This is a genomic window from Microcoleus sp. AT3-A2 (genome assembly GCF_036705685.1).
In the GTDB taxonomy this organism is placed as follows: domain Bacteria; phylum Cyanobacteriota; class Cyanobacteriia; order Cyanobacteriales; family Microcoleaceae; genus Microcoleus.
Genome location: NZ_JAUBVF010000021.1, coordinates 44,376 through 60,025, shown reverse-complemented (window position 1 = coordinate 60,025; position 15,650 = coordinate 44,376). Strand labels below are relative to the sequence as shown.

General features: G+C 46.1%; 13 protein-coding genes. 5 read left to right on the top strand and 8 right to left on the bottom strand.

Annotated elements, in window-relative coordinates:
- Nucleotides 1–49 precede the first annotated feature (49 nt).
- The gene (locus tag QUB37_RS14275) at nucleotides 50–1,615 is read right to left on the bottom strand and encodes an ABC transporter permease subunit (RefSeq protein WP_333162971.1); all 1,566 of its coding nucleotides are present in this window, start codon (nucleotides 1,613–1,615) and stop codon (nucleotides 50–52) included.
- 122 nt (nucleotides 1,616–1,737) lie between these two features.
- Here QUB37_RS14275 and QUB37_RS14270 point away from each other — a divergent pair, with 122 nt between their 5' ends.
- Complete coding sequence (locus tag QUB37_RS14270; RefSeq protein WP_333162969.1) at nucleotides 1,738–2,310, top strand: Uma2 family endonuclease; 573 nt, start codon at nucleotides 1,738–1,740, stop codon at nucleotides 2,308–2,310.
- Between the two features lie 172 nt (nucleotides 2,311–2,482).
- Here the strand turns inward: QUB37_RS14270 and QUB37_RS14265 are convergent, their stop codons facing one another.
- From QUB37_RS14265 to QUB37_RS14240, 6 genes are all read right to left on the bottom strand, one after another.
- Nucleotides 2,483–3,649, bottom strand: coding sequence for a branched-chain amino acid ABC transporter permease (locus QUB37_RS14265; protein WP_333162967.1), 1,167 nt, complete (start codon nucleotides 3,647–3,649; stop codon nucleotides 2,483–2,485).
- Nucleotides 3,650–3,785: 136 nt separating this feature from the next.
- Nucleotides 3,786–5,147, bottom strand: a complete 1,362-nt coding sequence (locus QUB37_RS14260; protein WP_333162965.1) for a branched-chain amino acid ABC transporter substrate-binding protein — start codon at nucleotides 5,145–5,147, stop codon at nucleotides 3,786–3,788.
- A 351-nt stretch (nucleotides 5,148–5,498) separates the two neighbouring features.
- A complete protein-coding gene (locus tag QUB37_RS14255) occupies nucleotides 5,499–6,485 on the bottom strand; it encodes an AAA family ATPase (protein ID WP_333162963.1) in 987 nt (328 codons plus the stop codon).
- Entirely contained in the window at nucleotides 6,482–7,153 is a 672-nt protein-coding gene (gene pnuC / locus QUB37_RS14250; protein ID WP_333162961.1) for a nicotinamide riboside transporter PnuC, read from the bottom strand. The genes QUB37_RS14255 and pnuC overlap by 4 nt, the downstream gene beginning before the upstream one ends.
- A 21-nt stretch (nucleotides 7,154–7,174) precedes the next feature.
- Nucleotides 7,175–8,626, bottom strand: a complete 1,452-nt coding sequence (locus QUB37_RS14245) for an NAD(P)/FAD-dependent oxidoreductase (protein WP_333162959.1) — start codon at nucleotides 8,624–8,626, stop codon at nucleotides 7,175–7,177.
- Between the two features lie 128 nt (nucleotides 8,627–8,754).
- The gene (locus tag QUB37_RS14240; RefSeq protein WP_333162957.1) at nucleotides 8,755–9,786 is read right to left on the bottom strand and encodes a glycosyltransferase family 2 protein; all 1,032 of its coding nucleotides are present in this window, start codon (nucleotides 9,784–9,786) and stop codon (nucleotides 8,755–8,757) included.
- A 618-nt stretch (nucleotides 9,787–10,404) separates the two neighbouring features.
- Between QUB37_RS14240 and QUB37_RS14235 the strand changes: the two genes are divergently transcribed.
- The gene (locus tag QUB37_RS14235) at nucleotides 10,405–11,505 is read left to right on the top strand and encodes a glycosyltransferase family 2 protein (RefSeq protein WP_333162955.1); all 1,101 of its coding nucleotides are present in this window, start codon (nucleotides 10,405–10,407) and stop codon (nucleotides 11,503–11,505) included.
- A 214-nt stretch (nucleotides 11,506–11,719) separates the two neighbouring features.
- Here the strand turns inward: QUB37_RS14235 and QUB37_RS14230 are convergent, their stop codons facing one another.
- Nucleotides 11,720–12,259: a Dps family protein gene (locus tag QUB37_RS14230; RefSeq protein ID WP_333162953.1), complete on the bottom strand. Its 540-nt coding sequence runs from the start codon at nucleotides 12,257–12,259 to the stop codon at nucleotides 11,720–11,722.
- Between QUB37_RS14230 and QUB37_RS14225 the strand changes: the two genes are divergently transcribed.
- The 3 genes from QUB37_RS14225 to QUB37_RS14215 all read left to right on the top strand — a co-directional run bounded on the left by QUB37_RS14225 (nucleotide 12,259) and on the right by QUB37_RS14215 (nucleotide 15,456).
- Nucleotides 12,259–12,585 (top strand): hypothetical protein, encoded by a 327-nt coding sequence (locus QUB37_RS14225; protein WP_333162951.1) that lies wholly within the window; start codon nucleotides 12,259–12,261, stop codon nucleotides 12,583–12,585. The two genes, QUB37_RS14230 and QUB37_RS14225, sit on opposite strands and share 1 nt — an antisense overlap.
- A 626-nt stretch (nucleotides 12,586–13,211) precedes the next feature.
- The gene (gene hetZ / locus QUB37_RS14220; protein WP_333162949.1) at nucleotides 13,212–14,393 is read left to right on the top strand and encodes a heterocyst differentiation protein HetZ; all 1,182 of its coding nucleotides are present in this window, start codon (nucleotides 13,212–13,214) and stop codon (nucleotides 14,391–14,393) included.
- On the top strand, nucleotides 14,386–15,456 hold the full coding sequence (locus QUB37_RS14215; protein WP_333162946.1) for a hypothetical protein: 1,071 nt from the start codon (nucleotides 14,386–14,388) through the stop codon (nucleotides 15,454–15,456). The genes hetZ and QUB37_RS14215 overlap by 8 nt, the downstream gene beginning before the upstream one ends.
- Nucleotides 15,457–15,650 lie beyond the last annotated feature (194 nt).

Genomic DNA, 15,650 nt, shown 5'->3' with positions numbered 1-15,650 from the left:
TCTTAGCTAAACCCGCCTACAAAATACTATGGTTTTTGCCCTTACCTACTTATTGACTTCTAGCATCTGCTAAAGACTCATTGCTCGCTTCACCATCCGAATGCAGTTCAGCTTGGTGTATCTTATCAGGAATGAGCCCCTCCGGCCGCACGAGCATCATGACAACAAGAGTTAGGCCGAATAGGAATAAGCGCATTTGAATCGGGTCTAAACTGGTGGCCAGAAAGTCTCGCAACTGGGGAATTGCAATTCTGGGGAGTACAAAAGTATTCAGAAAACCCTTGAGGACTTGCGCTAATTGTGGCAGATAAAGTCGATCGGCAGACATGATAATGATAGCGCCCAAAATCACCCCGGTCATGTTCCCCAAACCGCCTAAAATCACCATACACAGGATGATTACCGACACCGAGAAATCGAAAACGCTGGGAAAAATTGCGCTGATATAGGCGGCGTAAAATGCGCCTGCAAATCCCGAAAACGTCGCTCCCATCGCAAAAGCCGAAAGTTTGGTTTTGACTAGGTTAATCCCCATCGCACTCGCCGCTAACTCATCTTCGCGCATGGCATTCCATGCCCTGCCCAAGCGGGAATCTCGCAGCCGCGAAATCATGAAGTAAGCAAAGACAACTAGCAGTAAAATTAGGTAGTACCAGGGAAAGTAGTTGCCGGTGCTGAAAGTACCGACGATGGGGAGAGATGGACGCCCGATCGGGTTTATTCCCGCTTCGCCGTTGGTGAGGTTAAAAGGTCGATCGCACCCAACCAGACACAGCACCAACTCGGGTTTACCCAAAACAGCCGCAACAATCTTCGAGACTGGTTCGTCGATCCGAATCGCGGTTAAATTCCTAAAGACAACCGGGATAATTTCGCCAAAACCGAGGGTAACAATCGCCAAATAATCGCCCTTGAGCCGCAGTGTCGGAATACCCAGGATTACGCCCGCGATCGCAGCTACACCAGCGGCGATCGGCAATACCACCCAAAAATTCCAAGCAATATTTAACTGCCCAGAAGATAGCAAAGCCGTTGTGTAAGCGCCGATCGCAAAAAACGCCGCATATCCCAAATCCAACAAACCCGCAAAACCCACAGTAATATTCAAACCCAGCGCCAACATAATAAAGATTTGAATCTGTACTACAGTAGCAATCCAGCCAGTCTGAGCCTGAATGTCGATAAAGGGAAACAGAATTAGAATAAAAGCTAATGTCACCAGAGTTGCCAGCCGCTGGCGTTCCCCCTGCAAACCCTGCAAAGCACCCATTAACGTAGCTGTCAAAATTGCGATCGTCAAACTGCAAATCCCGTACAGCAGCGTCGTCGGCAAAGCAACAGCAGGTTGACCAGACAAAGGTCTAATCAAAATCCCTTCTACCACACTCGCAACTAACAGCCAAACTCCCAATCCCAATCCCGCTAAACTGCCGATAGTCGCACCCATTTTCGGGCTGTAAACCTTCTGAGCCCGACAACTCATAAAGCCCGCCGCCGTACCCATCAGCCAGCCGATCACAGTGCCGCTCCAACCACCGAATAACAGAACAGTCAAAGAGCCGATAGCCCCTAAAATACCGCTCGATTTAATTGCTTGGATTATTTTATTAGTCATTAGTCATTAGTTATTAGTCATTAGTTATTAGTCACTGTCAACTGTCAACTGTCAACTGTCAACTGTCAACTGCTATATACTGGAACTGTTACCCCAACACACTCCAAACGGGCGATCGCTATATGGTACAAGCACCTCAAAAAACTATCACCCTCGACGAGTTTTTGCAACTCCCAGAAACCAAACCCGCTAGCGAATACATCAAAGGTGCGATCGTCCAAAAACCTATGCCACAAGGAAAACAAAGCAAACTACAAGGCAGACTCGTAACAGTCACCAACGACATCGCAGAGAAACCGCAAATTGCCCTAGCCCTACCAGAACTTCGCTGCACCTTTGGCGGACGTTCTATTGTTCCCGATGTCGCGATTTTTGTTTGGAATCGCATTCCCCTAGACGCTGACGGCGAAATTGCCAATACGTTTAATGCTCACCCAGACTGGACAATAGAAATTTTGTCCCCAGCCCAAAGCCAAACCAAAGTCACAAACAATATTTTGCACTGTTTGAATGCCGGTTGTGAGATGGGTTGGTTGCTCGATCCCGATGAAAAAAACATTTTAGCCTATCCCGCAAGGCAGCAGCCGATTTCATTGCAAGAACCAACAGATATACTTCCGATGCCCAAATTTATGCCGGAAATGCAGTTGACTTTAGGCGAAGTTTTTGGCTGGCTAAAACCAGGGAATATTTAAAACGTAAAACTAAAACGTAAAACGCGATCGGGTTCTCTGATACCCAACTTCTCTCTCTTCATCAAAGAAGCTCACACAAATTTATAAAATGTTTGTAGTGAGGACTAAAGTCCTCAAATTTTTATTATAACTAAAGTCCTCACTACAACCCAATCTCAAACATACTGCAATTTCAAACCTTCTCCTGAACATTCTCGCCCAACAAACCCCCTGGCCGAAAAGCCAAAATCACCACCAAAACGCCAAACACCCAAGCATTAGTCCAGCGGCTCGACAAATACTGATCGCTCAAAGACGACAGCAACCCAATCAAAACCCCCCCTAACATCGCCCCGACAATATTCCCAATCCCCCCCAAAACCGCCGCCGTAAAAGCCCTCAAACCTGCCGTAAACCCCATCGTAAACACAATAGTATTGTTGTACAAACCAACCAGAATCCCAGCCGAACCCGCCAAAGCTCCCCCAATCAAAAAAGTCAGAGCAATAATCTGATCCACATTAATTCCCATAATTTTAGCAGCATCGCGGCTTTGAGCCGTTGCCCGCATCGCCTTTCCCAGACGAGTGTATTGCACAAACACATGAAGCAAAACCATCAATACCACCGCCACCACCAACACAATTAAATCTTTCGTAGTAAATACAATACTCGTTTGAATTCCCAAAGCTTTGAAAATATCAACTCGCGGTAACAAATCGGGAAAGCTTTTCGGAGCCGCAGAATTAGAACCCATCACCGGAATAAAAGCTTTCAATCCTCCCCAAAACAGGCCCATATTTTGGAAAATAAAAGAAACTCCAATTGCAGAAATTAAAGGAGCTAAACGAGGAGCATTTCGCAAAGGCCGATAAGCATACTTTTCCACAACAATATTGAGTCCAGCACAAAACACCGAACATACAATTAAAGCAACTAACATCACCGGTATAGCAATAGCCAAAGGTGCGCCATCTTGCATCCCAAAAGCCCCGAACACGGTTAGGGAAGCAAAAGCCCCCAACATATATAAATCGCCGTGAGCAAAATTGATTAACTCAATAATGCCATAAACCATAGTGTAACCCAAAGCAATAATTGCAATCAGCGCGCCGTTGACAAGACCAACTAATAATTGTTGAATCAAAACTTCAGGATTGCTGACTATTTCTCCAACGATTTTTGGCAAATCAAATCCTGCGATCGGGCCTAATAGCAAAACTATATAAACTACACCTAGATATAAGAGAATACTTTTCCAGTTCTTCATGTTTTTGAGTAATTGGGAATTGCGAATTGGGAATTGCGAATTGGGAATTGCGAATTGGGAATTGCGAATTGGGAATCGAGAATCGGGCATGGGACATTGGAGGGAGAAGGAAAAAGGCATAATTTTTTATTATCCCTTCTGCCTTCTTCCTTCTTCCCGATATCCGTTACATCCGTTACATCAGTTATAAAATCCGTTGCCGAACTTCCCTCTTCCTTCTGATTAATTATTCGGTCTTGAGCGCATTCACGAACTCCCACTTGCCACCTTTAACAACATTTCCTGACATTGTAGTCAAGCTCGTGTCGCCGTTGGTGTCAAAACTCCAAGTGCCGAGTACCCCGTTAAAATCTTTAGTTGCCAAGACAGCTTCGCGGATAGCAGCGCGGTCATTTTTGCAAACTTTATTAATTGCGCCGATCGCAACTTTAGCAGCTTCATAGGCATAAGCTGCATAAGCTTCCGGTTCAGCATTATATTTTGCCTTGTAACTTTCGTACCACTTCGCGCCCGCACCAGTCAATTCTTGAGGAGGCAAGCCGCCAAAAGTAGCGTAAATTCCTTCAGCATCTTTGCCCGCCGCGTCAATTAAAGCTTGCTCTTTAATGCCGTCGGGCCCCATGAATTTAACTGCATCAGGCGTCATTCCGACATTTCTCATGTCTTTAATTATTTGTCCGGCATTGCTTTGAGTAGTGCCTCCAAAGTAAATTATGTCGGGATTTAAAGCTTTGATCTTATTCATTAACGCCTTGTAGTCGCTAGCTTTAATATCAATTCCCTCTCTTCCGAGGACTTGAATTCCCAACTTTTTAGAAGTTGCTTCAAAAACATCAGCGATGCCTTTGCCGTAGAGTTCTTGGTCGTCAAGAATGTAGACTTTTTGCACGCCTAAAGATTTCGCCCAGTTGGCAGCTACAGCCCCTTGAAGGTCGTCAGCGGGGACAACGCGGGTGAAATTGCGAGTGCCAGCGGGATAATAAACGTTGGGTTCTTTGGCTTCGCCTTTTCCTGGTTTAGTCAGTCCCGGATAAGTGTTGGCCGGACTGATCATGACGATGTTAGCTTGGTTGAGCACCGGAATGGAAAGTTTGGCGGCACCGGAGTTATAGTGACCAATGACGGCAACTACCGAACCGTCAGCGACGGCTTTGTTGGAGTTCGACGTTACTTGGGCCGGGTCCCATTTGCCGGCGGCGGCGGTGGCGTCATCGAAAACTTCGTATTGGATTTGGATTTTGCCGTCGCAAGCTTTGGAGTTGGTTTCGGCGAGGGCTTGTTGGATGCCGTTGACCATTGTTTGAGATTGACCCAAGGCGCTGCCTGTCATCGGCAGCATGGAGACAATTTTGACAGTATTTGGGTCTCCGGGGCTGCTGACTGCGACGGGAGTGGCTGCGGGACTGGTTCCGGGGCTGCCTCCGGGAGTTGTGGCGGTGGGTGCTTGAGGATTTTGACAGCTAGCGCACAGAGAGGCTATTCCGGCGGCAAAAAGTAATTTCCGCAATCCTCCGACGGCGAGATTCTGTGTTGGGTGGGTTTTTGGGGATGTGGCACTTTTGCCCCCTGACTTCTTGGAAAAGTTCATAGGTTGGTTCGTTTTTTGGTTGCGTTTTAGCATATTTCCACTCTCTAAGTCTGTAAGTCAAGAGTTAGCACAGATTTTCAAGTTTTACGTGAACTCTTAAAGATACACCGCTGCAACAAGCTTCTTCTCTGGTTCCCGTGATCTTCCTGGGAAGGCGTACCAGGTCAGGAAACGAGGCAAAGCCTCGGTCAATGGGTTTCCAGGAGCTTCCGGGGCTCAAGTTAAAACCTGTTCAACCAGTTAAAAACTAAAAGGGAAAGGAAAATACAGATTTCCTTTCCCTTTCTCAACGCTCCAGCGTCAAATCAGCTTGATTGCGAGATTAAAGACTAAAATCTTCATAATTAATCATTACTCTAGCTCCTTTAACGCTTCAAACACCAACACTGAATCGATCGCCCCAATTGCCTCCGACATTCGCAACTCGTGGGTTCCTCCGACAGTAATATACCGCTTTCCTTTCTTCTGAAGAACCTCAACAAACCGCTGGTGCATAGTCATTCGTAAATGTTCGCTTTCTCGCGTTCCATCCTGAACAAACCCGAAATCCGGCTGAGTCAAAATATATAAATCGTAGCGGCGGCTGTCTGCCATTTGCTCGATCGTCGGATGTTCTGAACCAACGTAACGTTTGTGCCAAATAAAAGTAGCTAAAGAATCTGTATCGCAGATAACGACTTTGTTAGCGCGAGTAGCCATATGGTCTTCTATAACAGCTTGTTTCTTGGCAATTTCTACAAATTCATAGCTGTCCCAAATTTCAGGATCGGGCGAATATTGCCGGCCTTCCCAGTAACACCTGCCGTATTCGGGCACCCAAACAGTTTGGTAGTGCTGTGCGAGCGATCGTGCTAGGGTAGTCGTGCCGCTCGATTCTACACCCAGCACGCAGACTCGTTTGGCAAAATAAGCTTTGGCTGGGGGAGTCAGCATTTGCCAGTGTTCGACTAGGTTCGATCGCAATTCCGTTCCAGAAATTGGGAATTTGAGTCGTTCGCGATCGACTGCACAGTGTTGAGATCCCATCAGTTTTGCCCAAGGTTCGCCGTAATCTTCTGAAGTAAAAGCGATATCGGGTTTTCGCCCGGAAAGCACCTCAAGAGTCCTCTGAGCCCAAGGTTCGGGGGCTTCCGGCAAATCGTCGAACACTTCGATAACTTCTGCGTCGGGATGCAAAAACCGAATCCAGTCGGCTCTAACGCTTCCTGCAACTGCTTGATTTGTTTTGTAACAGGCGAGAACGATTAAACGGTCAACCTTTTTTTTAGCTTCTCGAATTAAGTAGTCGTGTCCTTTGTGGAAGGGGTAAAATTTGCCTACAGTAACACCGAGTATCATAAAGATTGCTGCTGTTTTAACTTTTGTTCCGAGTAAATCCTCTGAAAATTTTGCAGTCCGTAAATTGCCATCAACCAAAATATCGCGTACAAAATACTCGTCAGATATAGCCCGCGCGAGGCATACAAGGGAACGTAAATCGTGTCTGCAAGAATCCACAAATACCAGCTTTCGAGATAGCGTTCCATCAGGTACAACTGGGCGATCGCGCTTAAGATGGTGGTTAGGGCGTCCCAAAATGGTGCCGCTCCGCCCAAAGATACTAATACTGTTCGCAAGCCAAACACGCCAACTGTAACTAAGACTGCGGTGAGGATGATCCACCGTTGGTTCATGCGACATACAGGTTTTTCTGTGCTGTTTTCGCCGCCCCGCAGCCAAATATAAATTGCTTGCAAGCTCGTGATTAAATAGAAGGTTTGAATCGCAACTTCGCCGTAAAGTTTAACTTTATAAAACACCGCAGCGTAGGCGATAACTCCGATTAAGCCGATCCACCAGCCTAGGGGATTGTTTTTAGCAAGTAGCCAAACGCTCCAAGCAGATGCGATCGCGGCTATCGCTTCGATTAAGTCGAGTTGGATAGGGACAAACCGCTGCACTGAAAGCAGGAGCACGAAGAGGCTTGCTGCGAAGCCGATTAAGTTTGGCAGGTTCGCTTTTTTCATAGCAATCCCTATTGCGGCTGGCTATATTGACTGCGAAATCAAATCCGAATCCTTCTTTTCTTTTGAGCGATCGACACTAAAATCTTCATAGTACGATCGCTCAGTATTCACATCCCACAAATCGTGCTTTTCGCCGAGAATATTTCTCACAGCCAGGATTCCCGTCAGCATGGAATGGTCTTGGTTGTTGTATCGGTGCATACCGTTTCGCCCGATTGTCTGCAAATTCTCAAATCCCTTCAAAAAACCTTCAAGTACCTGCAAGTGTCCTCGATATTCCCCATCATAAACTGGATAAGCTTTAAGTTGCCGTATCACAACTCCATCTTGCACATCAGCAGTTGTTGCTAACCCCAAACCAACCAACTCGCGAGTTGCTAGTTCGACAAGTTCCGCGTCCGACATTTCCCAAATCTCGTCGCCTACGCTACAGAAATATTCCATTCCTAAACAACTTTTGCTGACATCAGGAACTAAAGCGGCGCTCCAATTTTTAAAGTTTTGAATCCGTCCCACTTTGGCTTCGGGAGAGTGAATGTAAATCCAGTTGTCAGGAAACAAATCCTTGCGATCGACAATCAGCGCTACAATCAAAAAATCTCGATATTTGAGCGATCGCGCGGCGTGCAATACCTCTTCGGGGGGCTGCGGTTTCATTCTTGCTACCAGCGCCGATATCGGCATACTCGTAATGAAATTATCAGCAGAATATTGAACTAATTCTCCGTTTTGCTCCGCAGTAATACTTTTAATCTTATTACCTTCACGCTCAAAGCTAATCACTTTAGTATCGAGATAAACTTTGCCGTCTTTATTCTCCACAGCTTCCGCAAACTTTTCCCACATCATCCCCGGGCCCAAAGCTGGATAATCAAACTCTTTGATTAATGTTTTAGTGTCGTTGCTGCCAAACAAAGCATTAATAATTGCAGTAGTAAGCGACAATCCTTTAATCCGCTGCGCCGCCCAATCTGCTTGGATTTCCGAACAAGGAATGCCCCAAACTTTTTCAGTGTAAGTCTTAAAAAATGTTTTATACAAGCGTTCGCCAAAACGATTGATCACCCACTGTTCAAAAGTTTTTTCTTCCGTAAGTGGCCAAATTCTCACTTTCAGATAACTCAAAATAATCAGCGTACTCTCAATTATGCCCAAATTAAAGAGAGTATTGAAGGCACTGATCGGATAGTTAAAAAATTTCCCTCGATAAAAAATTCGCGACAATCGTGGCACTTTAATAAACTCATTTCCCAGCACCTCTTGCCACAAATGCTGCACAGCTTCAACTTTAGTATAAAAGCGGTGGCCGCCAATGTCGAAACGATAGCCTTTGTAGGTTTCTGTGCGAGCTATCCCCCCAACTTTATCACCTTTTTCTAGTACAACAGGGATAATGCCTTGCTTGACGAGCTCGTAAGCTGCCGTCAAACCCGCAGGGCCTGCACCGACGATCGCAACAGGATAATGTTTCACTCAGCCTACCTCCAGCTTTTTTATCGAAACTATACAGTTATTTATAACTTGTCAAAGTGATAGATGCACCCGTGAATACCCTGAGAAACGATCGATCGACCTGATGTTTAAGCACAATTTACCTTGATTTATTGAGCGGATACCGGCAAGCTAACTTTGCCAGTCACAGGCTTTTTTTGGTATAAGTAGCGACCCGTGCCGATCGCGAATGCCAGTCCGCTGTAAAAGTAGAAAAGCCAGTGCCACGGAATAGTTTTCAGGGCAAATAGGATACCGTGTTTACTGTGAAAAAATCGGTAAAGTGGTGCATTAATTGCTACCAGCGGTATTGCCAGCAAACCAGCCAGTAGCAGAAAGCTCAGCGACCAGCACGTCCCCAAAACTGCCAGCAGCACTGCATAAGTTAAAATCACGCTGATGCGGTTTGAAACTTGCAAGTTGAGGTCGTTATTCAATTTGCGATCGCGCCAAATCAGTTCTGTCCAAGGCAGTGCTCGGTAGAAAAAGTCAGCTTTCACCATCCCCATAGGTTTCCACTGCTTTAAATGCTTAACCTGCAATGTTTTGCACAGCCGAATGTTATAACCTGCTTGTTTCAAACGGTAGCCGAACTCAATATCTTCGATCGAAGCTTGGCGGTAACTCTCATTAAAGCCACCCATTTGCAAAAAAATTTCCCGGCGAATCACTCCGCAAGCGCCCCAAAAAGTCGAAGCTTCTTCGTTACCGGTTTGGTGCACGTAGTGGTGCAGCAAGTTCCTGTACTGCGATAGAAAATCAGGATCTCCAGGATCATCGTCGTAAGAGCCAATGAAAGCAGCTAAGTAGGGATTATTTTTGAACACCGATATCGCATAGCCCACAGCTTCTGGACAAACAGCCACATCAGCATCCACAAAAAACAGAATATCTCCCTTTGCAGCCTGGGCACCCAAATTCCTTGCCCGCGCTGGCCCCCCGCATTCGGGAATCCTGATCACTTTGGCGCCGAATTCCTTGGCCAGACGCCAGGAACCGTCACTTTCGCCATCTGCTACTACAATAATTTCTATCGGTTTGGGCACAGCTTGAGCCAGTTTTGACAAACAGGTGCGGAAGTAAGAGCCCCCGTTGTGGACTGGGATAATAACGGATACAGTGGGGTCGGCGGTAGAAATCATTACCTAAATTGTTTAAGTTGCAGGGGCTAAAATTTGCTGGGATTTTATTGTTGCTACTTTACGAAGGGTAAAATTAGCTCTACTTTTTTATTTATAACTCGATTGCTGTTTGTATTCAACTAGATTTTTTGCTGGCATTCTCGATTGAATTTTCCCCAATTCATACCTGTATTCTACGCCATATCTTGCTGAGACTGACCTGATGCAGACAACAGCTTTACAAAATCTTTAAATATAGGATTGTTTGTGTAAAGTTGGGAAAAAGCCCCAGCAGCATTTTGGTGGGGCTGTGCTGCAATACACAAGACTTTGATTTTATAAGTAGGCACACCGTATAAAATCAAACATAGTTTATACGGATACCCACGAACTGTCAGCACTTGCGCGGTATAATTTTTTTTACAGACCTCATCCGCGAGTGACTCCTGCACCCAGTCTCGATCGCGACTGCGGAGTCAATGCACATTTTATTACTTTTGGCAAGATATTTTAAATATACGTCAAATATACGTCTTAAAATTTCTGACGCTGTACGATCGAGCTTTCGTAATTTGCTAACATACCCTTAGCTAGCTCCCTTTGAACCAAAACTTTTACAGAAACCCTTTTTTATATTACATGAACACCTCCCAAAACACTTTAAATCAGCCATTAGTTTCAGTCATCATACCAGCTTTCAACGCTGACAATTTTATTGCTAAAACCTTAGAGTCTGTTTTATCTCAAACTTATCAAAACATAGAAGTTTTAGTAGTTGATGACGGTTCTACAGATACAACAGCCAAAATCGTCCAATCTTTTGCTCAAAAATATAGCCGAGTCAGCTTATTCCACCAGCCAAATTCCGGCGTCGCCGTCGCCCGCAACCTAGCAATTGAAAAATCAAAAGGCGAATATATTGCTCCCATCGATGCCGACGATATTTGGTATCCGCAAAACCTAGAAAAACAAGTGAAATGCCTGAATTCCTCAGCACCATCTGTCGGAGTTGTCTATTCCTGGTCAGTTGATATAAATGAAAAAAACTTGCTCACAGGTGGATTTTATAACTCCACCATCGAAGGAGAAGTTTACACAGCATTAATTTATAAATATTTTATAGGCAATGCCAGCTCATCTCTAATCCGCCGCGTTTGTTTTGCAAAAGTCGGCGGTTACAACGGCCAACTTAAACTAGAAAATGCTCAAGGCTGCGAAGACTGGGAACTGCACCTCCGGATAGCCGAACATTATCAATTTAAAGTCGTACCAGAATACTTAGTGGGCTATCGGCAGATTGCCAGCAGTATGTCTAGCAACTATGCAGCAATGGCAAAATCTCACTCTTTAATTATGGCCGATGTCCGGCAGCAACATCCCGAAATTCCCAGCAGCATTTATCGCTGGTCTAGCAGCAATTTTTACATTTACTTAGCTGTCAAAAGCAACCGCAGCGGCAATCACCGCAGTACATTATCTTGGCTGTATCGAGCTTTCAAAGAAGATTTATCAATGGCACTTTTGCGCCACAATTTGTATCTGCTCTTTATAGAAAGTATATTAAAAATAATAGTTACACCGCCACCTGCCTCCGGGTTACAGTTAAAACCAGCATCTGAATCGAGTGAAGGGACGACACTGGCAAGGATTGAGGCGCGGACGAAAGCTCACAGAATGTTGCCATCGCAGGTATACGAAAGAATGCGATTCAATAGTTTAGGAAATCGAAAATCTACATAAACCCTAAATTGAAAAACCCGGTTTGTTGAAGAAACCGGGTTTTTCAGGAAGCTAGAGGGGGTTTAATTCTGCCTGGTTGGTCGATCAAGAATGAGGAAAGAGGGTTAAATAAAAAAATCTAAATTTTCCATTCTTCTTTCTTCCGACAGACATCGGACTGACATCCGTTACAAAATCCGTTGCCGAACTTCCCTCTTCCGTCTACTTAATCTCTCTAAGCGTGAGAAGCGGTAGCAGTTTGAGCTTTTGGGTGCTGGCCGTCTGGCGCAAGGGATTCCCCTTCAATAAACGAGCGCAACATCCAAGCCATTTGCTCGTGCTGTTCCATCAAACCAGTCAAAAAGTCTGCGGTTCCATCATCCTTAAACTCTTCACCGCACTGTTCAACGTGTTTGCGGAGATTGCGAATAATCAGTTCGTGGTCATCAACTAAACGCGCTACCATTTCTGTAGCCAAAGGCAAATCGCCGATATGTTCTTGAATCGAGCCGTACTTCAGAAAACCCTCAGCAGTACCAATTGGATAGCCACCTAAAGTTCTCACCCGTTCGGCCATAGCATCGATATTTAATGTTAACGCCTGATAGTGTTCTTCCCACAACTGGTGGAGCGATCTAAACTGTGGGCCAACTACATCCCAGTGATACTTTTTGGTTTTGATTAACAGCAGATAAGCATCTGCCAGGTCGTGATTCAATAGTTCGATAACGCCTGCACGCTGCTCGTCAGATAGACCTATGTTTAACTTACGCATTGAAAATTGTTCCTTCAAATCTAACTTTACTATTAGAACAAATTTCGCCCGCCACTTACATCAACCCAGAGGACGATCGAAGACGATCGCACTTTAGTAAAATATCTGCTTTTCAGGTGAAAGTAATTGCAATATTGATACCCTTAGATAGATGCAATCAAACTTCTTGTTCCGCAGCGCCTTTGTTTGGCGATCGCACCGATTGGGCTGCAGGCGATCGCCCGCTCAATCCCGCTATAGAAAAAGGCTGCATTCTGATTGCCAGTAAAAATCAAGGAATTTATAAGGAATTTATGCCGAAGTTAACGAACATCACACACACTTAATTGTGTGGGCTGCTTTCAATGACGGCATAAGAGATTTGCAATGAAATATAACCCCATTTATCATAGAAGGCTAGGAAACAGATTGTCGGACATGAGCGGTTCTGATCTGTGTGATTGGGATGCTACAAATGATATTGAATGAAACCGTTAAATCGACGTTGAAGGATGCTGCCAAGAAACAGACGGGTGATCGCTGTCTAAACTTTATGGCAAAAGTGGCGCAAGACCCCGATCGAATACAGCCGTGAAACCCTTTGTCGCATCTGGTAGACCGCCGGGAGAAACTGTTTGCTCGCTTCACCATCAGGAACAATTGCTGCTGTGACCACCACAGCACTAAGCCGAAGCTATCAACGGCAGTGTCGCGTTTTCGCCCCGCATGGAGGCATTGTCAAACCCCACACTCGGATGAACCATCGTTGCAATGGCAACTGTTTAAACCTGGTTCTTGACGGATGACGCGTCCAGGACAGATTTAAAAAGCAGTCCTCTGTGTTTGCGCGAAGGAGGAGATCGAGGGCATTGCAGTTTGTCCTATCTGGGGAATACGGGGTAAAGTAGCGTTAGGAAAGATTTATCCATACTTTGACTAACTGTGCTACTTTCATTGTTAGCTGTAAACCATCATGCGGGAAATCTGCCAGAGCGTGGAAACCATATTTCAACTGCTGTTAGACGAACTTAAAAAGTCCACTCGCGCGTCTGAGCAGAACTGCCAAGATGTAGCAGGGCGCCTCGCAGCAGAAGTCAACAGGATATGCACAGAAAGCCAGCGGATTCAATCCTCCGGAGATATAGAAGGTTCAGCCCAGAGCCTCGCTCAGCACCGCTTGCAACAATGCCTCCACTATTACAATTTAGGCTCCGGGCCCGGGCGAGTAGAATTGCACAGTACCCTCAGCGCGATCGTCTATCGCTACATCACCCCTCCGCAGGTGCAGTCTAGCTATCAGGCGCGAGTAGAACTGATCAAAGATTTTTTGCAAGGGTTTTATCTCGAAGCTTTAAAGGCATTCCGGCGCGAAACCCAACTACCACCCACCTACAGTCCCCGCACTCGCTTAGAACTAGCAGAGTACATGGCCTTTGTAGAGCGTTTCGGCAAGCGGCGCATTCCTTTACCTCGGAACCGCAGCCAGCAACTAATTATTTTACGGGCCCAAACCTTTTCCCAGCAGCAGCCCAAAGAAACCTCCGTAGATATGGAACAAGCCGCCGACGGAGGGGCTTCAGATTCCGACCAAACTTGGAACGACACCTCGGTGCACTCCGTGCGGGAAGCGATGGCCGGACAGGGTTCGGCGGCAATTCGTCCCGTAGGCGACGAGTCAGAATCTCTGCGGCAAAACGTGATTGAGGAATTAGTGGCTTACTTGAAAGAGCGCAACCAACAAGACTGCGCCGATTACTTCGTGCTGCGCTTGCAAGACTTGCCGACTAATGAAATAGAGTCGCTTCTGGGCATAACTCCCCGCCAAAGAGACTATTTGCAGCAGCGCTTCAAGTACCATTTGCTCAGGTTCGCCATGTCGCATCGTTGGGAACTCGTTCACCAGTGGCTGGAAGCAGACTTAGATCGAAATCTGGGTTTGTTGCCTTCTCAGTGGCAGGCTTTTGGCGAGCAAATTGGCCCAGAGGGACAGCGTTTGCTAAAGTTGAAGCAACAAGGTCTGTCAGAGTCAGCGATCGCGCAAACCCTCGGCAGCACGGTAGCCCAGGTACAGAAACGGTGGTTTAAATTGCTGGAACTTGCCTGGGAATTGCGAAATCGTTCAGATTCCGGAGAAGGGGCATCTAGTGATGAATAACGAAACGAACAGGGATGCAGAGGCTTTCGATCGCCATTTTTTAGACTGGATATTGCAGGCGCCGATCGCGAATACCTCTAACGAAGATGAGGAAAACCTCAATCCATCCCCTCGCTCAGAAGAGTGGGGCGACACAGAAGACAATTCCGGGGTGGAATATTGGGAATGGGACGAACCAGACCCGCTGGACTATCAAGTGGGGGCGCACAGCAATGCACCCGCACAACCGCAGACAATTGGAGAAATACCGACCGTGCAAGACCGTTTTCAGACCTTGTTAAAAGAAAGGCTTAGAGCCGAAATTGAATCCAACCCGCCGCTGTTCCCCTGGGAAACAGAATTCAAAAGCTACGACCACGATTACCCAGACGATGTAGCCCCGCAATGGGTTCCCCCCCTACACATCTGGACTCCCCAACTGCAAAATATCAGGTGGGGCCGCCTGCCAATTCCGATCGCCCAAGGGGTTTTTGCTCAACTGCTAGAACCTTGTCAGGAACTGGTAATGTCGTCGCTGCGGCAAGGCTCGAAGTTAGTTCGCGCTGTAGATAGCTTATTTCCGGGCCAGTCTCAGGAACTCAACGAATTAGCTGGTTTAGTGCTCAGAGGTTCTTTGCGGGGACTTCTAGATTTAGAAGATTTCCCGAATTACGAAGCCGCGAGTACCGATCAACAAATGGTGCTGTCGTTGTTGGCAGCCAAGGAAATCATTGAGTCTCTAACTTTGGATTGTCCTGTGAATCAGCCACCGGTTTTCCGGGAGTGGCTGACTGGTTTGGGTTCGCTGACTCTGGAGGCTCAATACCTGTCGAACCGCAACAGAGAACAGCCCATGCCTTGTTTAAGAGTTGAGTGCCAATTTCCGGGGGCAGGAAGTTTGGAACTCAAGGGAGGAGATGCCGAAGCAACTGCACATCGTCCAAATTCCGGGCATTTAAGTGTGGAGTTGTTTGACCCACAACCGAACAAGACTTATGCCCTAGAAGTTCGATTCCAAAACTTCGAGACTAGACCTTTGATGTTTGCTATTCGTCCAATTTGGACAGGACAAGATAGCAACTAGAAAGGTCTAATTAGAGTAAATAATTTAGGTTTTTACTCTCTGGTTTGACCTCACACAAAAACAGATGCAATTCCTCGACTGCTGTCGTGGAAAGTGAAAAAGTTTAGATCTTAGTTCAAGCCCCCAGATTCATCTGTGGAGTCAATCTAAAATCTAATGACAGAAAAATAAGATTGAGATATTAGTTGAAATCC